Source organism: Leifsonia sp. McL0627, assembly GCF_058244615.1.
In genome coordinates this window covers 488,132-510,730 of record NZ_JBZCGM010000006.1, presented here as the reverse complement: position 1 = coordinate 510,730, position 22,599 = coordinate 488,132, and the positions used below count along the sequence as shown (strand labels likewise).

The 22,599-nt window shown below is 70.5% G+C and carries 17 protein-coding genes; 8 read left to right on the top strand and 9 right to left on the bottom strand.

The features are described 5' to 3' along the window. Positions 1 to 54: 54 nt before the first annotated feature. Positions 55 to 1,197 (bottom strand): YlbL family protein, encoded by a 1,143-nt coding sequence (locus AC37TH_RS18410; RefSeq protein WP_490765790.1) that lies wholly within the window; start codon positions 1,195 to 1,197, stop codon positions 55 to 57. Between the two features lie 160 nt (positions 1,198 to 1,357). On the opposite strand from AC37TH_RS18410, the gene AC37TH_RS18405 reads away from it, so the two are divergent. The 3 genes from AC37TH_RS18405 (at position 1,358) to AC37TH_RS18395 (ending at position 4,897) form a co-directional block, all read left to right on the top strand. Next, a complete protein-coding gene (locus AC37TH_RS18405; RefSeq protein ID WP_490765789.1) occupies positions 1,358 to 2,701 on the top strand; it encodes a zinc-dependent metalloprotease in 1,344 nt (447 codons plus the stop codon). Between the two features lie 109 nt (positions 2,702 to 2,810). Next, complete coding sequence (locus AC37TH_RS18400) at positions 2,811 to 3,944, top strand: acyltransferase family protein (protein ID WP_490765788.1); 1,134 nt, start codon at positions 2,811 to 2,813, stop codon at positions 3,942 to 3,944. Positions 3,945 to 4,006: 62 nt separating this feature from the next. Further along, on the top strand, positions 4,007 to 4,897 hold the full coding sequence (locus tag AC37TH_RS18395; RefSeq protein ID WP_490765787.1) for a TOMM precursor leader peptide-binding protein: 891 nt from the start codon (positions 4,007 to 4,009) through the stop codon (positions 4,895 to 4,897). On the opposite strand, the gene AC37TH_RS18390 is transcribed toward AC37TH_RS18395, so the two are convergent. After that, on the bottom strand, positions 4,843 to 6,591 hold the full coding sequence (locus AC37TH_RS18390; protein WP_490765786.1) for an ATP-dependent helicase: 1,749 nt from the start codon (positions 6,589 to 6,591) through the stop codon (positions 4,843 to 4,845). The genes AC37TH_RS18395 and AC37TH_RS18390 overlap by 55 nt on opposite strands. Then, positions 6,588 to 7,631, bottom strand: a complete 1,044-nt coding sequence (gene nudC / locus AC37TH_RS18385; RefSeq protein ID WP_490765785.1) for an NAD(+) diphosphatase — start codon at positions 7,629 to 7,631, stop codon at positions 6,588 to 6,590. Before nudC ends, AC37TH_RS18390 begins: the two co-directional genes overlap by 4 nt. Before the next feature lie 60 nt (positions 7,632 to 7,691). On the opposite strand from nudC, the gene AC37TH_RS18380 reads away from it, so the two are divergent. Beyond that, positions 7,692 to 8,768, top strand: a complete 1,077-nt coding sequence (locus AC37TH_RS18380) for a phosphotransferase (RefSeq protein ID WP_490765784.1) — start codon at positions 7,692 to 7,694, stop codon at positions 8,766 to 8,768. Here the strand turns inward: AC37TH_RS18380 and AC37TH_RS18375 are convergent. Then, on the bottom strand, positions 8,705 to 12,031 hold the full coding sequence (locus AC37TH_RS18375; RefSeq protein ID WP_490765783.1) for an ATP-dependent helicase: 3,327 nt from the start codon (positions 12,029 to 12,031) through the stop codon (positions 8,705 to 8,707). The two genes, AC37TH_RS18380 and AC37TH_RS18375, sit on opposite strands and share 64 nt — an antisense overlap. Further along, on the bottom strand, positions 12,028 to 15,192 hold the full coding sequence (locus AC37TH_RS18370) for an ATP-dependent helicase (RefSeq protein WP_490765782.1): 3,165 nt from the start codon (positions 15,190 to 15,192) through the stop codon (positions 12,028 to 12,030). The genes AC37TH_RS18375 and AC37TH_RS18370 overlap by 4 nt, the downstream gene beginning before the upstream one ends. A 108-nt stretch (positions 15,193 to 15,300) precedes the next feature. Between AC37TH_RS18370 and AC37TH_RS18365 the strand changes: the two genes are divergently transcribed. Next, entirely contained in the window at positions 15,301 to 15,525 is a 225-nt protein-coding gene (locus tag AC37TH_RS18365) for a DUF3107 domain-containing protein (protein WP_490765781.1), read from the top strand. A 10-nt stretch (positions 15,526 to 15,535) separates the two neighbouring features. Beyond that, entirely contained in the window at positions 15,536 to 15,838 is a 303-nt protein-coding gene (locus AC37TH_RS18360) for a hypothetical protein (RefSeq protein ID WP_490765780.1), read from the top strand. Positions 15,839 to 15,865: 27 nt separating this feature from the next. On the opposite strand, the gene AC37TH_RS18355 is transcribed toward AC37TH_RS18360, so the two are convergent. Next, positions 15,866 to 16,582 (bottom strand): ferritin-like fold-containing protein, encoded by a 717-nt coding sequence (locus tag AC37TH_RS18355; protein ID WP_490765779.1) that lies wholly within the window; start codon positions 16,580 to 16,582, stop codon positions 15,866 to 15,868. Positions 16,583 to 16,708: 126 nt separating this feature from the next. On the opposite strand from AC37TH_RS18355, the gene AC37TH_RS18350 reads away from it, so the two are divergent. Further along, positions 16,709 to 18,223: a DEAD/DEAH box helicase gene (locus tag AC37TH_RS18350; protein WP_490765778.1), complete on the top strand. Its 1,515-nt coding sequence runs from the start codon at positions 16,709 to 16,711 to the stop codon at positions 18,221 to 18,223. An 83-nt stretch (positions 18,224 to 18,306) separates the two neighbouring features. Here AC37TH_RS18350 and AC37TH_RS18345 read toward each other — a convergent pair whose 3' ends face one another. Both AC37TH_RS18345 and AC37TH_RS18340 read right to left on the bottom strand, forming a co-directional pair. After that, positions 18,307 to 19,443, bottom strand: coding sequence for an aggregation-promoting factor C-terminal-like domain-containing protein (locus AC37TH_RS18345; protein ID WP_490765777.1), 1,137 nt, complete (start codon positions 19,441 to 19,443; stop codon positions 18,307 to 18,309). A 60-nt stretch (positions 19,444 to 19,503) separates the two neighbouring features. Next, positions 19,504 to 20,376 carry a PHP domain-containing protein gene (locus AC37TH_RS18340; RefSeq protein WP_490765776.1) on the bottom strand — a complete coding sequence of 291 codons (873 nt, stop codon included), beginning with the start codon at positions 20,374 to 20,376 and terminating at the stop codon, positions 19,504 to 19,506. A 33-nt stretch (positions 20,377 to 20,409) separates the two neighbouring features. Here AC37TH_RS18340 and AC37TH_RS18335 point away from each other — a divergent pair, with 33 nt between their 5' ends. Next, on the top strand, positions 20,410 to 21,933 hold the full coding sequence (locus AC37TH_RS18335; protein WP_490765775.1) for an aminopeptidase P family protein: 1,524 nt from the start codon (positions 20,410 to 20,412) through the stop codon (positions 21,931 to 21,933). 18 nt (positions 21,934 to 21,951) lie between these two features. Here the strand turns inward: AC37TH_RS18335 and AC37TH_RS18330 are convergent, their stop codons facing one another. Next, entirely contained in the window at positions 21,952 to 22,593 is a 642-nt protein-coding gene (locus AC37TH_RS18330) for a YflT domain-containing protein (RefSeq protein WP_490765774.1), read from the bottom strand. Positions 22,594 to 22,599 lie beyond the last annotated feature (6 nt).

The window sequence follows — 22,599 nt, the reverse complement described above, 5'->3', positions numbered from 1 at the left end:
TGTCAGAGTTCTCAGGGTTCGAAGCCTATGTAAGCGCTATGAAGGCATCCAGCATCAGGACGCCGGGCAGGTCGGCAGGCCGGAGGTGCTGCCGCCTGAGCTGATCGCCTTCAGCGCGGCCAGGGAGTCGTCGAGCGTCTTCACCGCGAAGACGTGGAGCCCGGACGGGATGTGGCCGGTCACCTCGTCGCAGTTCGATGCCGGAGCGAAGAAATACGAGGCTCCCCCGGTGTCGCGCGCCGCGTACATCTTCTGCCGGATACCGCCGATCGGCCCGATGTTGCCCTCGTTGTCGATCGTCCCCGTTCCAGCGATCTTCTTGCCGCCGTTGAGGTAGCCGGGGGTGAGCTGGTCCATGATCCCGAGGGCGAACATCTGGCCCGCGCTCGGCCCTCCGACGTTGTCGAGCTGGATCTTCACGTCGAAGGGGAAGGTGTAATCCATCCCTGCGCCGATGCCGAGGACCGTCTGGCCGGCGGACTTCACGGGAGTGATCGACACGGTGGAGGCGGCGCCGTCGCGGACGATGCCGATCTCGGCGGCCTTGCCGGTGCCGTTCTTGCTGATCAGCGTGCGAAGCGTCGCGACGCCGGGGACCTTCTCGCCGTTCACGCTGGTGATCTCGTCGTCGACTTTGAGGACGTCCGCAGCGGGGGTGCCCTTGATGATCTGCTTGACCGCGACAGCCTGGGGGAAGTCGTAGCCGAGGTGGTTGAGCGCAGCGGCGACCGCATCCTGTTGCGAGTTGACCATGAGGGCGGCGTTCTCGGCGTTCGACTGCTCCGTCGTGGTGCCGGGAGGGAAGACGGCATCGACGGGAAGCACGGCCTTGCTCGGCTGGAACCAGGCGGAGATGATGTCGAACCAGCTGGGACGCTGATCCGGGTTGCCGACGACGGAGACGGTGAGCAGGTCGAGGGAGCCCGACGTCGGGTATGTCTTCTGGCCGGGGATGCTGATGAGCGGTTTCGCATTGTCGCTCGGCTCCGCGCCGACCGGCTGGTCCTGTCCGAGCGTGTTGAACACCGGCCCAGGCTGCTCGATCACGTACGGCGCGGGCGCGACGGCGAGGACGAGGGTGAGCGCGACGGCGACCGCGACGGCCACCCAGCCGACGATCACCCGCTTCGGCGGTGCGACGCGGGTGGGGGGCTGCTCCGCTGGCGGCTGCCCGTCGTCGTCGGTGAAGAGGCTCACGCATGTCCCTTTCGTGTGTCGCACCGGGTGGTCGCTCGTCTGTTCGCCACGGGCGCACATCCAGAGCCCGAGCCTAGGCCAATTCTCACCCTGCGCCGTCCTTCACGGTCTAGCGTAGATTCCAAGCCTGAAAGCCGGACCACACGAAAGAGGCGTAACGATGGCCGACGATCCCAACAAGGAACCGGACGACGAACTCGCCCGCCTGCTTCGTGAGATGCTCTCCGGCAACGCGTCCATCGACCCGAGCCAACTCGCAGGAGCCGCAGGACTGCCGAACGATCCAGCGAGCATCCAGGCCCTGATCGGCCAGCTGCAGAACGCCATGCGCAACACGGACGGCGGCATCAACTGGGACCTCGCGCTCGACCAGGCGCGCACCCTCGCCTCGGAGGGCGCCCACGCCGTCACGCCGGCGGAGCGCGCCACCCTCGACCAGGCGTTCAACGTCGCCGCGCTCTGGCTCGACCAGGTCACGACCGTCTCCGAGCTCACCAGTCCCCCGCAGCTGATCGGCCGCGCAGAGTGGGCCCGCCAGACCATGCCGCTCTGGACGCAGCTCGCGGAGCCGGTCGCCCTCAGCATCTCGGACGCGCTCACCCGTGTCCTCACCGAGCAGGCTCCGGAGGAGATGCAAGGGATGCTCGCCAACGCCGGGCAGATCATGCGCAGCGTCGGGGGCGCCCTGTTCGCGATGCAGCTCGGCCAGGTGGTCGGCCAGCTCGCCAAGGAGGTCGTCTCCGGGGGCGACATCGGCATCCCGCTGATGGCGGACGGCCAGGCGGCACTGCTTCCCCAGAACGTCGCCGAGTTCGGCGACGGCCTCGACATCCCCGCCGACCAGGTGCAGCTCTACCTCGCAGTGCGCGAACTGGCCCACGCCAGGCTGTTCCGTCACGCCAAGTGGCTGCGCCTGCAGCTGATCACCCAGATCACCGCGTTCGCCAAGGGCATCACCATCGACACCGACCGGCTCGAAGAGCTCGCGGAGGGCTTCGACCCGTCCAACCCGGAGGAGCTCCGCGAGGCCATGGTCAGTGGGGCGCTCATCCCGCCGAAGACCGAGGAGCAGCAGGAGGCGCTCGCACGTCTGGAGACGGTGCTCGCGCTCGTCGAAGGCTGGGTCGACGTCGTCACGGCCAACGCGACCCGGCTTCTGCCGAAGGCCGACGCCATCGCCGAGATGGTTCGCCGCCGCCGCGCCTCCGGTGGCCCTGCCGAGTCGGCGTTCGCCACGCTCGTCGGCCTCGAACTGCGCCCGCGACGCCTGCGCGACGCCGCCGCCATGTGGCAGGCCGTCACCGACGCGGTCGGTCAGGAGGCCAGGGACGACCTGTGGTCGCACCCCGACCTGCTCCCCCAGTCCACCGACCTCGACGACCCCGCTGCGCTGGTCGCCCGTCTGACGGCCACGGCCAGCGGGCAGGAGCCGGAGCGCGACGCCATCGACCAGGCCCTCGAAGACCTGCTGCGCGGCGACACGGAGCGCCCGACCGAGGAGTAGTCCTCACCGCCCGGCATCAGCGCCGCACCCTTCGGGGTGCGGCGCTTCTTCGTGTTTGCGGGACAGTTATGGAAATCACACAGTATTTATATCTATTATGTTTCCTGATATGTCTACGATCACCCGCTCCCCGTCAGACCCGCCCCTCCGCCGCACCGCACGCTCACGCAGAGACCCCTCGACGAGCGGCGCCACCCGACAGACCTACCGCGGCGTCCAGGCTCTGCGCTTCGTCGCCGCTGCCCTGGTGGTCATTACGCACTCGATGTACTACACCTCGGAACGGCTCGACCCGTCGATGGGCGTCTGGTACCAAGGCGGCCTCGGCGTCATGCTCTTCTTCGGCATCAGCGGTTTCGTGATGCTCCTCACCGCCGATGGCAAGGGCGGGCGCGACTGGGCGGACTTCGCGCTGCGCCGCGCCATCCGGATCGCGCCGCTCTACTGGATCGTCACCACGATCAAACTCATCACCCTTGTCGCCGTGCCGTCGCTGGTGATGCACGCCGCGCTCCGCTGGGACACGACGGTGCTCTCCTATGCGTTCCTGCCGTCGCGCAACATCGACGGGGACGTGCAACCGTTGTTCGCGGTCGGCTGGACGCTGATCTTCGAGATGGCCTTCTACGCGCTGGTCAGCATCGCCATCGCACTCAGGGTCGACGCGATCCGCTTCTGCGGCATCGTCCTGACCGTCGTCGCCCTCGCCAACATCCTCCGCGGCCCGGACTGGCCGGCCTGGGCGTTCTACTTCGACCCGATCGTGCTGTTCTTCCTGGCCGGGATGGTCATCGCCCGCTGGACGCGCACGCGCAACACCCGGCAGGCGCTGCTCTGGGGCGCCCTGATCCTCGCCGTCTGGTCCGTCGTCGAGTTCGTCGGCCCATACGCCTCCGGCGACCTCGGCAAGCTCATCACCTGGGTGGTCATCGTCGGCGTCCTCCTCCTCGCTGTGCTGTTCGAGAACTGGATCTCCCCGTTCATCCCGCGCTGGCTGACCTGGCTCGGCGACGCGTCGTACTCGCTCTACCTCTCGCATCCGCTGGTCGCGCCGATGGTGCCGGCGGCACTCGCGATCGCCGGGTTCACGGGAGCGCGCTTCGGCTGGTTGAGCGTGACGCTGGCGGTCGGCGTGGCGGTGACCGCCTCGTGCGTGATCTACGCGATCGTGGAGCGCCCGACCACCCGCGGCCTGAACGGGCTCCGGAAGCGGTGGAGGAAGACGGGCGCGCACGTCCTGTGACCGACAGCGCCGGCCTGTGGATAACTTCTGCGGGCCGCGGCGATCTACGGCATGATGCCGGGATGGTCTACGCACTCGATCCGCGCATCCACCGGGTGTGGCGGTCGCCCAGCATGCTGCAGTTCGGCGTGGACACGGCGATCCTGACGCTCGACGATGTGACCAACGCCGAGGAGCGGATGCTCGTCGCGCTCGACGCCGGGGTGACGATGCCCGGGCTGCAGATGGTCGCACGGAGGGCGCGCGCCGACTCCGGAGCCGTCGAACGGCTGCTCGAACGGATCGCGCCGGTGCTCGCACCGCCGGCCGACCCTGCGCCGGACGACGACCAGCGCATGCGGCCCGTTGTCATACTCGACGGGTCGGGGCAGACGGCTGCGCGCCTGGCCGAGATGTTGGGCGCGGCAGGCGTGGAGGTGCGGAGCGGGCTCACCTGGGCCGACCCGGTGGTCGACGTCGCCGCAGCCTCCGTGATCGTCGGGGCGTTCGCGATCGAGCCGGAGCGGCACCGGCGCTGGCTGAGCAGGGACGTGCCGCATCTGGCGGTGGTGTTCGGCGACGACGGCGTGCGGGTCGGGCCACTCGCGCGACCCGGAGCCGGACCGTGCGTCGGCTGCGTCGACCGGTGGCTGGTCGACGCAGACCCGGCGTGGCCCGCGATGGCGAGCCAGCTGCACACGAGGGACGCCCGGCGCGAGACGCCGCTCGTCGCCGCCACCACCGCGAGCGTCGCGGCCTACGCGGTGCTCGACCTGGTGGGCGGGGGCAACGCACTCACCGGGTCGAGTGTGACCATCGCGTACACGACAGGGGAACGGACCGCGCAGACGTGGGAACCGCATCCTGAGTGCGGGTGCCTCGCTGTGCCGGCCCGCTGTTCCGACCCCCGTTCCGAACCTCAGCGGGACGCGAGGGCTGGCGGCGCCATCTCCGCGAGGAACCGCGACGGCTGACGCACCGAGGACCGACCGGCGTACTGGCCGGTCTGCGACCAGCTGAGCCGCAGACCGCTGCGTGCTCTGGTGATGCCGACGTAGAGCAGGCGGCGCTCCTCGTCGATCTGCTCGAAGCTCTTCGCGTAGCTGATCGGCACGAGACCCTCGCTGAGACCGACGAGGTACACCGACTCCCACTCCAGGCCCTTCGCCGAGTGCAGGGTTGCGAGGGTGACGGTCGACAGCGTCGGCTCGTGCTGACCGGCCTGGCGGGTCAGCAGCTCGTCGGTGAACCGACGGAACGAGGTGCCGGGCGGCATCGTGTCGACGAGCCCCATGATGGCGTTCAGCGACTCCCAGCGGTCGCGGACGGCGCCGCGCGCTTCTGGCGGGTCCTGGCTCCAGCCCAGCGAACGCAGCACGTCGCTGACCGACTTGAACAGCGGCTCGTCACCGATGGCAACGCTGGCCGCGCGCAGCGACATGATCGCCTGGCGCACCTCCGGGAGGTCGAAGAACCGTTTCGAGCCGCGGATCTGGTAGCTGATGCCGAGATCGCCGAGCGCCTGCTCGATGGCGGCGGCCTGCACGTTCACCCGGTACAGGATCGCGATGTCCTCCGGCTTCGCTCCCCCGGCGAGCTCCGCGGCGATCTTCTGCGCGACGCCGCGTGCTTCGTCCCTGTCGTTCTCATAGGAGGACGGCGCGGGGATGCCGGTCGGCGGCTCGGCGGCGGCGGTTCCGGCGTCGGTCCCGGCGGCGGTCGTTCCCGTGACAGCCGCCGAGTGCAGGGTCAGCGCACCGGTCCGGCCGCGCATGAGCCGGTTCGCCGCCTCCACCACCGGGGGCGTCGACCGGTAGTTCTGCTCCAGCCGCACCACCGTCGCACCGGGATGCGCCCGCTCGAAATCGAGCAGATACTCACTGCGCGCCCCGGCGAACGAATAGATGGTCTGGCTGGCGTCTCCGACGACGCACACGTCGCGCCGGCCGCCGAGCCACAGGTCGAGGAGCTGCTGCTGCAGCGGGGAGACGTCCTGGTACTCGTCGACGACGAAGAAGCGGTACTGCTCGCGCACCTGCATCGCCACGGCCGGTTCGATCTCGATCATGCCGGCGCAGACCAGGAGCACGTCCTCGAAGTCGATCTGCTTGCGCTCGTCTTTGAGGTCTTCGTAGGTCTGCAGCATCAGGACGAGCTGGTCGGCCGTCAGGTTGCCCGGCACCGTGCGGGTGGTGACCGTCGCCGCATACTGTTCGATGGTCAGGCCGGACACCTTGCGCCACTCGACCTCGGCTGCCACATCGCGCAGTGTCGCGGTGTCCACCTTGAGCCCGAGACGCTCCGCCGCGTGCCCGAGCACCCGCCCCTTGCCGTCGAGAACGCTCGGGAGCTGGCCTCCGACGACCTGCGGCCAGAAGAAGTTGAGCTGAGAGAGCGCCGCGGCGTGGAAGGTGCGCGCAGCGACCCCGCCCGCACCGAGCTGCCGGAGGCGTCCGCGGAGTTCGGCCGCAGCGCGGTTGGTGAAGGTGAGCGCCATGACCCTGTTCGGCGCGTACGCACCGGAGGCGACCCCGTATGCGATGCGGTGCGTGATAGCGCGCGTCTTGCCCGTGCCTGCACCCGCCAGGATGCACACCGGCCCGAGCAGGGCCTCCGCGGCGACCCGCTGTTGCGCATCCAGACCGTCGAGGAGAGTGTCCGGGTTCACGTCGCCGCCGGGGCCTCGCCCGCCACCGGGGCCTCGTCCGCCGCCGGGGCGTCGTCCAGGGAACCCCCGTACCACGCCTCGATCAGCGCGCGGGCGATGGACGACCGGCCGGGAAGGATGACCTGCTCGCGCGCCTCCCACAGCTCGGTGCGGCTGAACCAGCGCAGGTCGAGGATCTCCTCGCCGTCCGGGGCGAGCGCATCCGGGGACTGGTCGTCGGCGAGCCGCGCGGTGAAGCCGACCATCACGGAGGCGGGGAACGGCCAGGGCTGCGATCCCCTGTACTGCGGGTCGACGACCCGGATGCCCGCCTCCTCGAAGATCTCGCGCTGCACGGCGGACTCGAATGACTCCCCCGGCTCAACGAACCCGGCGAGCAGCGAATACCGGGAGTTCTCCCACATGGCGTTCGAGCCGAGCAGCAGCCGGTCCTCCGCGTCCAGCACGGTGACGATCACGGCGGGGTCGGTGCGCGGGAAGACCTCGGAGCCGTCCTCGAAGCAATGCCGGACCCAGCCGGCCTGTTCGACGACCGTCGGGGTGCCGCAGCGCGGGCAGTGCGTGTGCGACGCGTGCCAGTTGGCGATGGCGAGCGCTTCGGTGAAGAGCCCGGCATCCCGGTCGGTCAGCGCGGTCGCGACGGTGCGGAGGTTGCCCCAGCGGTCCTCATCCGGTTCGAGCTCCTGCGCGGCGGCGTCCGTAAGCACTTCGAGCACGACGGCCGTTCCCACCGGCTCGGCAGCTGTCGCGACCAGCGTGCGGCCGAGGTAGACCCTGACCAGCGCCGAGGTGACCCGCTCGACCGGCAGCAGGTCGAGCGCGGCAGCTCCAGCACCGGATGCACCCCAGCCGTCCGCGGTGGGCGTCGCGGCGGCCACGCTCTGCTCGGTGAGCAGTGCGCGGCCCTTCCACAACGCCAGCACGCGCGTCGACGGCTCCTCCCAGAGCTCGTCGAACAGCGCAGGGCGCGATCGTGACACGTGGTCGCGGTCGACGGCGTGACGCGAGAGCGGCAGCGAATCGAGTGGGATGGGCGACATCGAGGTCCTTTCGGGGCGTGGCGAACGTCTCACGCGGGGAAGTCCGATTAACCTTGGCGCATGGCCAGATCCCATCTCACTCTAGCCGCGCTGGCCACTTCGGCCGTGCCGGGGCTCGAGGTCTCCGGTGCCCGCAGCTACAGCCTCGGCGGCGCAGGCGAGTTCGACGCCGCCCTCCTGAACGGACGGGACGGCGCCACCTCGGTCATCAGAGTCCCCGCGTCCCAGGCGGCGGAGACCGAGCAGAGCGCCGACCTGGTGGCCCTGCGAGCGCTCACGACCGGCATCCGCAGCCGCCTCCCGTTCGACGTTCCGACCTATCTCGGCCAGGCGCCGGTCGGCGGCACCCGCGCGATCGTCTACGGTTTCCTGCCCGGCCATCACATCGACGTGGACGACATCCCGCCGGGCGACGGGCTCGCCGGATCCATCGGGCACGCCATCGCGGCCATCCACACGCTTCCGACGAACTTTGTCGGCGAGGCGGGACTTCCCGTCCTGAGCGCCGCGGAGTGCCACACGTCGACCACCGCGCTGATCGAGTCCGCCGCCTCCACCGGGCTGCTGCCGTCGGCCCTGCGCGACCGCTGGCGCGACGCGTCGGCCGACCAGTCGCTCTGGCAGTTCCAGCCGACCGTCGTCAACGGCGCACTCACCGCCGACTCCTTCCTGGTCGAGGACGACACCGTCCTCGCCGTGCTCGGCTGGTCGGCGCTCCGCGTCGGCGATCCAGCACGCGACCTGCACTGGCTGCTCGCGATGAACCCGGAGGCGACGGAGGGTGCGCTCGGCGCGTACGCGTCCACCCGCCAGGTGGCGACCGACCGGCAGTTCACCCAGCGCGCCATGCTCTACGCGGAGCTGGAGGTCGCCCGCTGGCTGCTGCACGGCCGCGAAGTCCGCGACCAGCGCATCGTGGACGACGCCGTGCAGATGCTCGACGGCCTGGTCGACAGGGTGCACAGCAACGCCGTCACCCCGCTGTCGACCGCGACTGGGCCGATCCTCGCCATCGACGATGTCGAGGCGATGCTCGACCGCACCCCCGGCGACCGGAACTCGGACGCGTACGGTCACGCCGGAGGCATGAAGCCCGTCGACGACGACCAGAGCGACCGCAACTCCTCCGCCGAGTAGAGGCGCTCCGGGCGGATGACCTCGTCGTCCGCCACGAAGTAGAACACGGCGTCGATCCTCTCCGGGTCGACCCCGGCGTACTGCGCGTACGCCAGCCGGTAGAGCGCGAGCTGCAACTGCTTGCGTTCGAGGTCGGCGGCGTCGCGCGGCGCCTTGCCGGTCTTCCAGTCGACGATCTGGTGGCTGTGCACGCCGTCGTCGGCCGGGTAGACCGCATCCAGTTTGCAGACGACGACCTGCCCGGCGAGGGTGACGTGGATCTCGATCTCCACCTCGTCCGGTTTCCGTCCTGCCCATTCGCTGGCCGCGAAAGTGCGCTGCAGCTCGGCCAGCTGCTCCGCCTCCAGCTGTTCCCCTGCCGGGTCGTCCAGCTCGTTCGCGGCGGCGTCGATCACGTCGGCCGCTCCGGCGAGCGTGCCGTAGCGCTGCTCCACCCAGCCGTGGAACAGCGTTCCGAGGCGGGTCTGCCGGTACGGCCGCTCGGGCATCGGTCGGCGGAGGGCGGCGGCGACGGACGCCGGGTCGCTCACGTAGTCCTTGAACCGGGAGGCCGGGATGCGCGTCGGCAGTTCGACCAGCCCGGCGTCGCTCGCGCGGCGGGCGCGCTCGGCGAGCAGCAGGTCGAGGTCGTCGGCGTACACACCGCCGTCTCCCGGCCCGCGCTCGATCGCGGTCTGGACCGCGGCGGCCGCCGCGTGCACCCTGTCGTGCCGCGCACCAAGCGGGTCGAGCGGCCACAGCACGGTCTGCGCGTCGAGCGCGAACGGGTTCTCGTCCGGCTCGTCGCAGTCGGGGAACGCGTCGTCCGGCACGAGGCCGGCCGCCTGCAGTTCGAGCAGGTACGCCCCCGGCCCCCTCGGCTTCTTCTGGGTGGACCAGTACGACCCGGAGAGCAGCAGGTGCTCCTTCGCCCGGGTGACGGCGACGTAGACCAGCCTCCGCTGCTCGGCGGCGTGCCGGGCGACGATCTCCTCCTCGAAGGCCGTCATCGACTCGTCCACGTCTTTCTGGGTCTCGGCGGTGCGCCAGGCGAGGACGGGCAGCTCGGTAGCGTCGCCGCGGAACTCGTACGGCAGCGCGCCGAACTCGAACCAGCCGCGTTTGCTCTGCGGAGCGCCTGGCAGTTCGCCGTCGACCATCCGCGGCACCGAGACGATGTCCCACTCCAGGCCCTTCGACCCGTGGATGGTCAGGATCTGCACCGTGCCTGGCTCCGGCTCCTCACTGCGCGGCGCCAGGTTGTCGCGGCGCTCTGCCTCTGCGAGCCAGGCCAGGAACGACCCGAGGGTCGCCTGGTCGTCGCTGGCGAGGTAGGAGGAGACCTGCTCGGCGAAGGCGTCCAGGCTGGCCTGCCCGAGCTGGGCCGTCTCGTTCGCGGCGACCTCGATGTCGAGCAGCAGCTCCTGCGGCACGAGCGTCACCAGGTCGAGCAGGTCGAGGCCGACCCGCGACCGCAGGTGGTCGAGCTGGCGTCCGGCGGCGCGCATCCGGTGGAGGCCATCCTCGCTGAACGCGGAGAGCTGCGAGTGGCCCTCCTTCGCCTCGACCACGAAGTCGAGGGCGTCGACGAGCGAGGCGGTCTCGTCGCCCGCCACCGACTGCCTCATGCGCCTGCGCACCTCCGGGTCGAGCTCCTGGAACCGGTGGTCGCGGGCGGCCAGCCAGGAGGCGACGTTCCGCAGGGCGGCGATGTCTTTCGGGCCGATGCGCCAGCGCGCTCCGGTGAGCAGCCGGATGAGTTCCGACCCGGCCGTCGGGTCGTGCATGACCCGCATCGCGCTCACCAGGTCGGCGATCACGGGCTGCTCCAGCAGGCCGCCGAGACCGAGCACGTGATACGGGATGTTCCTGCGCGAGAGGGCCGCGGTGAACACGTCGATCTTCTTGAGCGACCGGCAGAGCATGGCGGCGCTCGGAACGGCGCCCCGCTCATCCCGGGTGGACAGCCGCGCCGCCAGCCAGGCCGCGACGGCCTCCGCCTCGTCGGCGACGGTCTGCTCGAACACCGCGAGCAGCTCGCCCTCCTGCGCGCCGGGCCGCGGTTGCAGCTGCTCGACGTGCACGGGAGAGCGGGCGGTCAGCGGGGCGACCAGTGCGTTCGCCGCGTCGAGCACACTCGTCGGGTTGCGCCAGCTCGTGCTCAGCGCGTACTCGGCGGCGCCGTCGCGCGTTCCGGTGAAGTCGAGGGAGAACCGGCCGAGGTTGGCCGCGCTCGCTCCACGCCAGCCGTAGATCGACTGGTGCGGATCGCCGACCGCCATTACGGCCTGCCCGCCGAACAGGCCGGAGAGCAGGCGGGTCTGCACCACGGAGGTGTCCTGGTACTCGTCGAGCAGGACGACCCGGTACCGGGCGCGGTAGTCGTCGGCGACCGACGACACCCGCTCGCTGACCCGCAGCGCGAGGGCGACCTGATCGGAGTACTCGACGAACCCGCGACGCACCTTCTCGGCCGCGAACTGTCCGGCGAGGTCCAGCAGCGGAGGCAGCGCGCCGACGACGGAGATGGCCGCGCGCACGGAGGCGTACAGTTCCTTGACCCTGCCGCTGCCGGTCGGGAGCTCGGCGATCGTCTGGAAACGCTCGGTCATGCGCTCCACGTCGGCCGCATCGACCACGTTCTCGCTGAGCGCGCGGCTCAGCGAGATGACGGCGGACGTCACCGTGTCCACGCTCTTCTCCAGCTCGACCAGCCGGTCGTCCGTGCTCGTGACGACGAGCCGGCGGGCGAGCTGCCACGCCGACGCCTCACTGAGCACCGCCGACTCCGGCTCTCGCCCGATCAGCAGCGCGTTCTCGCGGAAGATCGCGTTGGCGAACGCGTTGTACGTCGCCACCTCCGGGGCATCGAACGGATCGAACTCGATGTCGGTGATGCCGGAGGCCACCAGCTGCTCGATGCGCTTCCTGATCCGCAGGGCCAGCTCGCCCGCTGCCTTGCGCGTGAACGTCAGCCCCAGGATCTCCGGCACCCTGACGTGCCCGTTGGCGAGCAGCCAGACCACCCGGTTGGCCATCGTCTCCGTCTTGCCGCTGCCCGCCCCCGCCACCACGATCGCGGGTTCGAGCGGGGCCTCGATCACCGCTTGCTGCTGCAGCGTCGGGCTCGGCAGGCCGAGCGCCTCCGCGATCTCCACCGCACTGATCCGGCGCGCCGGTCGTGGATGCTCGTCCTGGGCGAGCGTGAACGCCTGCTCCACGAAGTCGAGCGTCGTCTCCTCCGCTCCCCACTCCAGCAGGCCGTCGCCGGTCTCCTCGTTCATGAGCTGACCGCCGGCACCAGGTGGATGCGGTACTCGTACTTCGCGTGCGGGTCGCGGTCTCCGAGGTCGACGACTCCGGCGAAGGTGTTGCCCGCCATGCCCGTCGCAGCCTCTTCGACGCGCGCCTTCAGCCGGTCGAGTCCGTCGTCGTCGACGCGCTCCTGCGCGACCTCCCGGTAACCCTTGCCGCGCACGCCCTTGCTGACGTAGAGCAGTTTCGCGCCGCCGGACGGCGCGTCGCCCGCCGCCTCCACTGCACCGTGCTCCATGGCCAGCTGGTACGCGCCGAGTTGCGCGTGACCGGCCACCTGCGCGGCGCTCGGGACGGTGTTGCCTGTCTTGAGGTCGACGATGACGACTGTTCCTTCCTCTGTGCGTTCGACGCGGTCGATGGTGCCGCGGATCAGCGCGCGGCCGACGCCGAGCTCGAAGGCTCCCTCGGAGCCGAGCAGCGTCCCTCCCGCGCGCTCGAAGTCGCGCAGGTATTCGGAGACGCCCTCGGCGAGCTTCCTGGTGCGCCTGCGCTCCTTCTCCTCCAGCCACGGCGACTCGAACTGCAGTTCGTTCCAGCGCTCCTCGACGCCGCGCCAGACCCGCTCCACGCTGAGGTCGCCGTCCGGCTCCGTGCTGACCTGCTCCATCACCGCGTGGACGACGGTGCCGATCCCGGCCGCGAGCCCGCTCGGGGAGGACGCCATCGCGTCGACGAACCAGGCGAGCGGCGACTTCTCGAACGTCTCCAGCCGCGACGGCGAGACCCGCACCACCGCCTCCGGATCGTCCAGGTCGACCAGCGGCTCGTCCGTCGACGGCGCGATCAGGCCGTACCAGTCGTCCGGTGCTGCGCCCTCGACCTCGGCGACGGCCAGCCGCGCGAGCGCGTCGGCCGCATCCGGGGCACCGGTGGTGACCAGACGCCTCCGCAGCCGCCCGACCATGCCGCGCAGCGACAGGGGATGCACAGAGTCGTCCGTGTCGTCGTATGCCAGGTCGGCCGCCAGCCGGAGGAACGGCGACGGCTGCTCGTCGTCGTTCGCCGTCGCGGTGAGGATGACCTGCGTGCGCGCGCGGGACACGGCGAGCGCGAACATCCGGAGCTCGTCGCCGAGCACCTGTGCTCGTTCGTCGACCGTGTCCGCTGTGATTCCCGCGAGCGCGTCGGCGAGTTTCTGCGGGTGCAGCAGCGAGCCGCGCAGCCGCAGGTTCGGCCAGACGCTCTCCTGGAGCCCGGAGACGGCGACGATGTCGAACTCGGCGCCGATGGTGGCGCTCGGGGTGCAGACCAGCACAGCCTCCCCCGCCGTCTGGGCCGCAAGGGTGTCCTCCGGGACCTCGGCGCCGAGCAGCTCGACCACGAAGTCGGACGCCGGCCGCTCCGGATACCGCTCCACGAACCGCCTGGCCGCCGTGAACAGGGCGACCACGCCGTCGAGGTGACGGTTGGCCTCGTCTGCGACGATGCCGCTGCGCTCCGACTGCTCCAGCCAGCGCTTGGCGAGGCCGCTGCGCTCCCAGGCGTGCCAGAGGAGTTCTTCGATCGTCGCGCCGTCGGCCGCTTTCGCCTTCCCGGCCGCCATCGTCTCCGCCAATCTGGATGCGCGGCGAGCGGGAGCGGAGTCGATGGTCGCGAAACGGCCGGGCGCGCCCAGAGCCTCCACGAGCAGGTCGTCCGCCGAACGGTTGCCCTCCCCGGCCAGCTCCTCCTGGCGGAGCGCGAGCCGCAGACGGCGGAGGCTGATGCCGTCGAGGCCGCCGAACGGCCCGAGCAGCAGGTCGGTGGCGACATCGGGAGTGAGGTCCACCGCTCCGAGCTCGACGCCGGCCACGCTGATCAGCTGCCTTGCCGCGAAGTCGTCGCGGAGCGCACGACCGGCGACGCTCGTGCGCGTCGGCACCTCGGCGACGGCGAGCGACCTGGCGAGACCTGGCACGTGTGAGCCGGAGCGCACGACGACGGCCATCCTGTTCCACGGCACGCCGTTCAGGAGGTGCTGTTCGCGGAGTCTGCGCGAGAGCCGCGCGGCCTCGGCGGGGGCGGAGGACGCCTCGATACGCACCACTTCCTGGGCCGCGCCCACGCCGCCAACGGCATCGTCGGCGCTGGTCGCGCCGCCCGGCGCATCCCGACCGGCCGCCGCGAGCCGCTGGACTCCCGCCGCCGCCGTGCCGATCCGCTCCGTCACGCGCGTCGTGAGGTCGCGGAGCGCCGGCGTCTGACGGTGCGCAGTGCCGAGCACGAAGCGGGAAACGGGCACGCCGAGCCGCGCCTGAAGCTGGCCGAGCGCCGTCGCCTCCGCGCCGCGGAAGGTCGTGGACGCGACATCCGGGTCGCCGAAGGCCACCACGGCCACGCCGCGCGCGGCGAACGCGCGCAGCAGCGAGACGGTGGCGAGCGTCGCCTCCTGCAGATCGTCGACGAAGATCGCCCGCAACCGGTCGAGCGAGCTGCCGGCGCGCACGACGGACACGGCTTCGGCGATCAGCTCCGACGAGTCGACGAACGTTCCCCGGTAGCTGTCGACGACGCGCTGGTACTCCCCGATGAACCGGGCAGCGGCCCTCCACTCGTCGTGCCCCGTGATCGCCCCGAGCTCGGACAGCCTGCTCGGCGTGATCCCGAGCTCGACGCAGCGCGCCATCAGCTCACGCAGCTCGGTGCGGAACCCGCGCAGCGTGCGGACCTCGGCCACGAGCGGCTCCGGCCAGACCGGGCCCGTTCCGTCTTCGAGGTGGCCGTCGATGAGCTCGGCGATGATCTGGTCCTGCTCGCCGCCGGTGAGCAGCCGGGGAGGCTCCTGCGCGTTCGCTCGCGCGCGCTCCCCCGCAAGCTGGAACGCCAGGGACGTCGCCGTCCTCGCCAGCGGCCCGTTGGTCGGGACGCCGATCCGCAGCGCGATCCTGTCGCGCAGCCGGGTGGCCGCCGATCGGGATGCACTCAGCGCGAGCACCTCGCCCGTGCCGTAGCCGCGCTCCAGCACCCGCTCGGCCAGCGCCTCGACCAGTGTGGTCGTCTTGCCGGTGCCCGGCGCCCCGATGATCGAGGCCGACGCGCCGTCCTGCAGCGAGAGCACGGCGGACTGCGTGTCGTCGAGGGTCACGATCGCCCGGTCCCCGTGCGCGAGCTCCGCTTCGGGGCGCGGTCGGAAACCTCGGATCGTCATGCCTGAAACGGTACCGGCGTCCGCCGACAGAGAACGTTGCGCAGCGCCGGTGGCTGCGTGTCGTAGTCTGAACTCACATCCGCCGGTCAGATTCGAAAGGCACCACACGTGGAGATCCGCATCGGAATCGTCAACGCTCCTCGCGAGCTCAGCTTCGAGTCGTCGCAGACGGCGGAGGAGATCGCATCGCAGGTCGAGGCGGCGCTCACGAGCGGCACCGGCTTCCTCCGTCTCAAAGACGACAAGGGCAAGCTGTACGTCGTCCCGACCGCCGGCATCGCCTATGTGGAGATCGGGTCGGACGAGTCGCGCCGCATCGGCTTCGTCGGCTAGGTTCACCAGCGTGGAACTGCTCTTCATCGCGCTCGGCGGGGCGATCATCGGCCTCGCAGCGCGCTACTTCCTGCCGCACCGCCACACGCACGGCGCCGTGCTCATGCCCGCGCTCGGCGTGATGGTCGCGTGCGTGCTCTGGGTCGCCCTCACCTGGGCGGGCCTCAAATGGAACGGCGGCTGGATCTGGTGGATCACGCTCGTCGGGACGGCGGTCATCGTCGCCGTCGCCGACCTCGTGATCGGCCGCGTCCGCACCTCCCGCGACGACCACCTGCTCGCCGAGCTCACCAAGGGCGCCGTCGCGCGCTAGTCGTGCTGCTAAGCGGTGACGTGCTGCTTACGCCGTCAATCCGAGGGCGTCCATCCGGCGGGTGTGCGCGGCGATCAGTTCGGTGAAGATCGGCTCGATGCGCTCGTCGTCCTTGGCGGAGTTGCCGGACAGGTGCAGGGCGGAGCGGGCCACGAGGAGCGTGTCTCCGACGAGCCGCCTCCCCCACAGCGCGAGCCGCGACGACAACTGAGGGTCCGCCTCGATCTCGTCGCGCAGCACCTCCAGGATGCCGTCCTGCCCGTTGTCGGAGCCGAGCAGCTGGCCGATGCGCGGGCCGACATCGCCCGGCAGCCCGACCGACAGCCGGATGAAGAAGTCGTCGAGCAGACCGCTCGTCACCAGCACGGCGAGGAGCGTCTCCCGCCAATCAGAGCCGGTGGTCAGCGCGCTGAACCCGTCGATCTCGTCGGCGAACGGCTTCATCACCTCGGCGGGTTCGTCGCCGCGGCGGCGGATCTCGGCCACGACCCCCTGATGCTTGGACAGCGCGTGCCCGGCAGCGGAGGACACCAGTTCCTTCGCGGACAGGTCCTCCACCTCCCCGACCACGCGCGACAGCGCTTGGAACGCCTCCAGCTGCAGGTACGCGGCCTGGCCGAGATACGGCAGCAGGTCGGGCATCACCTCGTGCAGGTCGATGCGGATCGCCTGTGTCGGCGTGCTCCGCGGCGTCAGACGGGGAAGCTCGACCGGGGGCCGGCGTCGGGAGAACAGGGATGCCACGTACAGCAGTGTAACGGGGACGTCCAGTAGGCTTGGGATGCCGTCGGCGCTGGATCGACGGCCCTACGCCTGCGAACGAGGATCAAGGCGTAGACCTTCATTCACGATCGACAGGCATATTCACCAGTGACTTTCTCAGATCTCAAGGTCGACCAGGACATGGTCGACGCGCTCGCAGCCAAGGGCATCATCGAGCCGTTCCCCATCCAGGCGCAGACCATTCCGCTCGCCCTCGACGGCCAGGACATCATCGGCCAGGCCAAGACGGGAACCGGCAAGACCTTCGGCTTCGGCCTCCCGATCATCCAGCGTCTCGGCCTCCACCCGGAGCCCGGCGTGCAGGCGCTCGTCGTCGTCCCGACCCGCGAGCTGTGCGTCCAGGTCTTCGAAGACCTGTCGCAGGCTGCGGCCAACCGCGACACAGAGGTCGTCGCCATTTACGGCGGCAAGGCGTACGAGGGCCAGATCGCCCAGCTCAAGTCGGGCGCGCAAATCGTCGTCGGCACGCCCGGCCGTCTGCTCGACCTCGCTGGCCAGCGCCTCCTGAACCTCTCCAATGTGCGCAAGATGGTGCTCGACGAGGCGGACAAGATGCTCGACCTCGGCTTCCTCGCCGACATCGAGAAGCTGTTCGCTCAGACCCCGGCCACGCGCCACACCATGCTGTTCTCCGCGACGATGCCCGGCCCGATCGTCGCCCTGGCGCGCCGCTTCATGACGCGCCCCATCCACATCCGCGCGACCGACCCCGACGAGGGCCAGATCCAGGCGAACATCAAGCACCTGATCTACCGCGCGCACTCGCTCGACAAAGACGAGGTCGTCGCCCGCATCCTGCAGGCCGAGGGGCGTGGCAAGACGGTCGTCTTCACCCGCACCAAGCGTGCAGCCGCCAAGCTGGTCGAGGAACTGAACGACCGCGGCTTCAACGCCGCCGCCGTGCACGGCGACCTCAACCAGGAGCAGCGCGAACGCGCCATGGCCGCGTTCAAGGCCGGCAAGAAAGACATCCTGATCGCCACGGACGTCGCCGCCCGCGGCATCGACGTCGACGACGTCACCCACGTGATCAACCACACCATCCCGGACGACGAAAAGACCTACCTGCACCGCGCGGGCCGTACCGGCCGCGCTGGCAAGACCGGCATCGCCGTCACGTTCGTGGACTGGGAAGACCTGCACAAGTGGGCGCTCATCAACCGTGCGCTCGAGTTCGGGCAGCCGGATCCGACCGAGACGTACTCGTCGTCGCCGCACCTGTTCTCCGACCTCGACATCCCGACCGGCTCCAAGGGACGCCTGAAGGCGACCCCGGCCGTGAAGACCGAGAGCGCGCAGCGCTCCGGCGGACGCTCGGACAGCGGCCGCTCCGAGGGTGGTCGTTCAGAGGGCGGGCGCTCCGAGGGCGGCCAGCGCTCCGGCGACACCGGTGACGGCCAGCGCCGCCGCCGCACGCGCGGAGGACGCCCGAGCGGAGCCGGCGCAGCCGAGACCGCCCCGGCCTCCGCCACCGCTTCGTCCGACGTTCCCGCCTCAGGAACCCACGACGGCGGCGGAGCAGAGCACCACGACGGCAACAGCGCCCCGCGCCGCCGTCGCCGCCGTTCGCGCGGCGGAGCCCCCACGGCTCCCACCGCCTGATCCCTCAGCACCCCCACTATCGAGTCCGACGTTCTTCCCGCGACACGCCAGCGTGTTGCGGGAAGAACGTCGGACTCGATTCTTCAGTACCAGTTAGGGGTGTGGCTCATCTCGAAGTTCCACGCCGCGCACGGGGAGCCGTACGCGCGGTTGATGTAGTCGAGGCCCCAGTTGACCTGCGTGTTCTGGTTCGTCATCCAGTCCGAGCCGGCCGAGGACATCTTGCTGCCAGGCCACGCTTGCGGAATGCCGTACGCTCCGCTCGACGAGTTGTATGCGTTGGCGCGCCATCCGGACTCGTGGTCCCACAGCCGGATGAGGCACCCCATCTGGTCCTGACCCCACCCGAAGGCGCTCAGCCGGCTCGACGCGTACGCCTGCGCAGCGGCCGGGTCGACGTTCATCCCAGCTGGCGGCGCGACGCCGTCGGCGCTGCCGCCATTGTTCGCCGCTTGCTGGGCGGCCGCCGCGGCCGCCACGCCCGCTGCGTACTTCTCCTCGACGGACGCCTCGGTGTTCTTGAGCGTCGCGAGTTGCGCATAAAGCGTCGTGGCGTGCTGCTTTTGGTCGGCGAGCTGGGCGTCAGCGGCCTCTTTCGCGGCCTTCGCGGCGTCGAGTGCTGTCTTCGCCGCGGTCGCGAGCTGGTCGCGGATCGTGCGCGCTGCGGCCGCCTGCTGGCTGAGGGATGCTGCGAGGTTCTTCTGCGCCGTCGCCTGCGCGAACAGGGTGCTCGCCTGATCGGCCAGCTTGCTGACCGCGCCGAGCTGGTAGAGCAGCTGGGTCGACTTCACCGAGCTGTTGCCGGTGAGGAAGAGCCGCAGCGAGAGTTCCGAGCCGCCGGAACGGGTGAGCTGCTCGGCGAGCTTGCCGCTCTGCGCGCGCAGTGACGCGGCCTTGACCGTGGCGGCGTCGGCCTTGCTGTGGAGGTCGTCGGCCTTCTGCGTCGCCGACTGCAGGGCGGCCTCGGCCTGCCCGTACTCCCCCAAACGCTTGACGGCGAGGTCGCCCGCGGCGTTCGCGGACGTTTGCAGGGTTGCGAGCAGGCCGTTGATGCGGTCGACCTCCGCCTGGCTGGCCGCCGCGTTCGCTTTGGCCGCCTGCACGTCGTCCCACGACGGGTACGAGGTGTCTGCGAGGGCGGGCGCAGCACCGCCCGCCGTCACGATGGCGGCGACCAGCACCGTCGCCGCAACCGTCGCTGACCAGCTTCGTCGGCTCACGCAATGTCCTCGCTCTCGGTGGAAACTCCCCCGGACCGTGACCAGGCTATGCAGAAAACCTCAGGAGGCGTAGAAGGGCGCCGCGCCTGTCGCTTCTTCGATGATCCTGTCAAGAACCACAGGATCGGTCGTGTTCTCGCCCAAACGGTTCGGTTTCCCTGCCCCGTGATAGTCGCTCGACCCCGTCACGGCGAGGCCGAACTTCGCCGCCAGCTCGTGCAGCCGCACCTTGCCGTCGACCGTGTTCTCGCGGTGGTCGATCTCCAGACCGAAGAGGCCCGCATCCACCAGCCGGGCAAGACGGTCCTCCGGGATGACCCTGCCGCGTCCCCCTGTCGCCGGATGAGCGAGCACCGGGACGCCACCCGCCTCGCGGATCAGCCGCACGCCGGTGAGCGGTTCTGGCGCGTAGTGCGGCTGGTAGTAGCCGCCCCGCCAGTGCAGGATGCCCGCGAAGGCCGCACTGCGGTCGCTGGCCAGTCCGCGTGCGACGAGCGCGTCGGCGATGTGCGGACGACCGACCGTCGCACCCTCCGTCGCCTGCGCCATCACGTCGGCCCACGTGATGTCGTAGTCCTCCGCGATGCGGGTGACCATCTCCTCCGCGCGGGCGAGCCTGCCCTGCCGGATCCGCGCCGTCTCGGCGACCAGCGCCGGATTCCCCGGATCGAAGAGGTAGCCGAGCATGTGGACGCTCGCGAACTCGATACGCGTGCTGAACTCCATGCCGGGGATGACGGTGACGCCGACCTCCCGGCCTGCCTCCGCCGCCTCCAGCCAGCCGGCCGTGGAGTCGTGGTCGGTGAGCGCGACCGTGCCGAGCCCTGCGACCGCCGCGGCCCGCACCAGCTCGGCCGGTGTCTCGGTGCCGTCGGAGACGGACGAGTGGGTGTGCAGGTCGATGGGACCACGGAAGCGTCTCTCATCAGCCATGCACTCCATCCTAGGAGTGGAAGAATGGTCGGCATGTCCTCGCAGCAGCCGTCTCAGCCCGCAACCGCCGCCCCCGCGCCCCGCGCCACGTCCAACCGGTCGACCACACCGGGGTCGGACGGGTTCAAGGAGTACATCGGAAGCGGCTGGGCGGACCGGGAGGAGACCCTTCCCGCCGCGCGCGAGCAGGCGTCCTTCGCCGCCGCCCGGCGCGCCGCCGTCTCCGAGCTGTATCGCGGAAAGCGCGTGATCGTCCCGGCCGGCCGGCTCAAGCAGCGGTCGAACGACACCGACTACGCCTTCCGCGCGCACTCGGCGTTCGCGCACCTCACCGGCTGGGGCTCCGACTCCGAGCCCGGCAGCGTCCTGGTGCTGGAACCGACGGACGCCGGACACGACGCCACCCTGTTCTTCCGGGAGCGCGCAGGCCGCGACTCCGACGAGTTCTACGCCAACCCGGAGATCGGCGAGTTCTGGATCGGACCGCGCCCGTCGCTCGCCCAGGTCGCCGCCGACCTGGCCCTGCCGACCCGCGGCATCGCCGACCTCGACGCCGTCCTCGACGCCACCGACGCGGACACCCTCGTTCTGCGCGAGGCCGACTCGGCACTCACCGACACCGTGGATGCACTCCGCCTGGTGCTCGCGGGCGACGACTCCTCCGCCCCCGGCTACGACCCGGAGGTGCACGACGGCGACGACCAGCTCGCGCGCGACCTCTCCGAACTGCGGCTCGTCAAAGACGCGTACGAGGTGGCGGAGCTCCGCGCCGCCGTCGCAGCGACCGCCCGCGGCTTCGACGACGTGATCGGCGACCTGGAGCGCATCACTGCGCATCCCCGGGGCGAGCGCCTGGTCGAGGGCGTCTTCAACGGCCGCGCCCGCGCCGACGGCAACACGGTCGGCTACGACACGATCGCCGCCAGCGGACCGCACGCGTGCATCCTGCACTGGACGCGCAACGACGGCCCCGTGGTGCCGGGCGACCTCATCCTTCTCGACGCCGGGGTGGAGGTCGACAGCTATTACACCGCCGACATCACCCGCACCTTCCCGATCGACGGCACGTTCACCGAGACGCAGCGCCTGGTCTACGAGGCAGTGCGCGAGGCGGCGGACGCGGCGTTCGCGATCGTGCGCCCCGGCATCCGGTTCCGTGAGATCCACGCGACGGCGATGGCGGTCATCGCCACGCGCACCGCCGAGTGGGGCCTGCTGCCGGTCACCGCCGAGGAAGCGCTGCAGGCCGACAATCAGCACCACCGTCGCTACATGGTGCACGGCACGAGCCACCACCTCGGCCTGGATGTGCACGACTGCGCCCAGGCGCGCCGCGAGCTCTACATCGACGGCGTTCTGGAAGCGGGCATGACGTTCACGATCGAGCCCGGCCTGTACTTCCAGCCGGACGACCTCACCGTGCCGGAGGCGTTCCGCGGCATCGGCGTGCGGATCGAGGACAACATCCTGGTCACCGCCGACGGCGCGGAGAACCTCTCCATCGCCATCCCTCGCACCGCCGACGACGTCGAGGCGTGGGTGCAGCGCCTGCGCTAGCCGCGGTTGAAGCGGCTGTCAGCGCGGGGTGTCTGCAGGAGGCGCGGGCGGCGCTGGCGGCGGGTCGCTGGGGTGCTGGGCCGGCGGGAAGGGCGGCGGCGGGTCGGAGGGGTGCGGCGCGACGGGCGGGTCGGAGGGGTGCGGCTCGGCGACGTGCGCCTCGCGGATGGCCTCCGCGCCGCCCTCCAGGAGGTTGCGGGCGCGGTTGATGAGTTCGGAGTCGACGAGCAGGGAGTAGCTGGTCGCGATCACCTGCATCACCGAGGTGTAGTCGCGGCGACGGCGGTTGATCGCGTAGGAGACGATGCCGAACAGCATCCCGAACCCTGCACCGATCAGCACGGCGGCGATCACGAACGCGAAACTGACCTGCGGCGAGAAGATCACCAGCAGCAGTCCGAAGAAGATTCCGAGCCAGGCACCGGATGCGGCGCCTGCCACGGCCACGCGGCCCCAGGTGAGTTTGCCGGTCACCCGCTCGACGCTTTTGAGGTCGCTTCCCACGATCGATACCTTGTCCACGGGGAAGTCGGCACGCGCCAGCACGTCGACCGCCTGCTGCGCCTCCGGGTACGTCTCGTAGGTCGCGACGACCTCTCCCCTGGGTAGCGTGGGGAACAGGCCACGGGTGCGTCCGCCTAGCGGGCTCTGACTGCTCATGCACCC

Bases quoted from the DNA above. Each gene is read 5' to 3' on its own strand.
- AC37TH_RS18405 (WP_490765789.1), top strand. From the start codon at position 1,358: ATGGCCGACGATCCCAACAAGGAACCGGACGACGAACTCGCCCGCCTG.
- AC37TH_RS18400 (WP_490765788.1), top strand. From the start codon at position 2,811: ATGTCTACGATCACCCGCTCCCCGTCAGACCCGCCCCTCCGCCGCACC.
- AC37TH_RS18395 (WP_490765787.1), top strand. From the start codon at position 4,007: ATGGTCTACGCACTCGATCCGCGCATCCACCGGGTGTGGCGGTCGCCC.
- nudC (WP_490765785.1), bottom strand. From the start codon at position 7,631: ATGTCGCCCATCCCACTCGATTCGCTGCCGCTCTCGCGTCACGCCGTC.
- AC37TH_RS18380 (WP_490765784.1), top strand. From the start codon at position 7,692: ATGGCCAGATCCCATCTCACTCTAGCCGCGCTGGCCACTTCGGCCGTG.
- AC37TH_RS18375 (WP_490765783.1), bottom strand. From the start codon at position 12,031: ATGAACGAGGAGACCGGCGACGGCCTGCTGGAGTGGGGAGCGGAGGAG.
- AC37TH_RS18370 (WP_490765782.1), bottom strand. From the start codon at position 15,192: ATGACGATCCGAGGTTTCCGACCGCGCCCCGAAGCGGAGCTCGCGCAC.
- AC37TH_RS18340 (WP_490765776.1), bottom strand. From the start codon at position 20,376: ATGGCTGATGAGAGACGCTTCCGTGGTCCCATCGACCTGCACACCCAC.
- AC37TH_RS18335 (WP_490765775.1), top strand. From the start codon at position 20,410: ATGTCCTCGCAGCAGCCGTCTCAGCCCGCAACCGCCGCCCCCGCGCCC.
- AC37TH_RS18330 (WP_490765774.1), bottom strand. From the start codon at position 22,593: ATGAGCAGTCAGAGCCCGCTAGGCGGACGCACCCGTGGCCTGTTCCCC.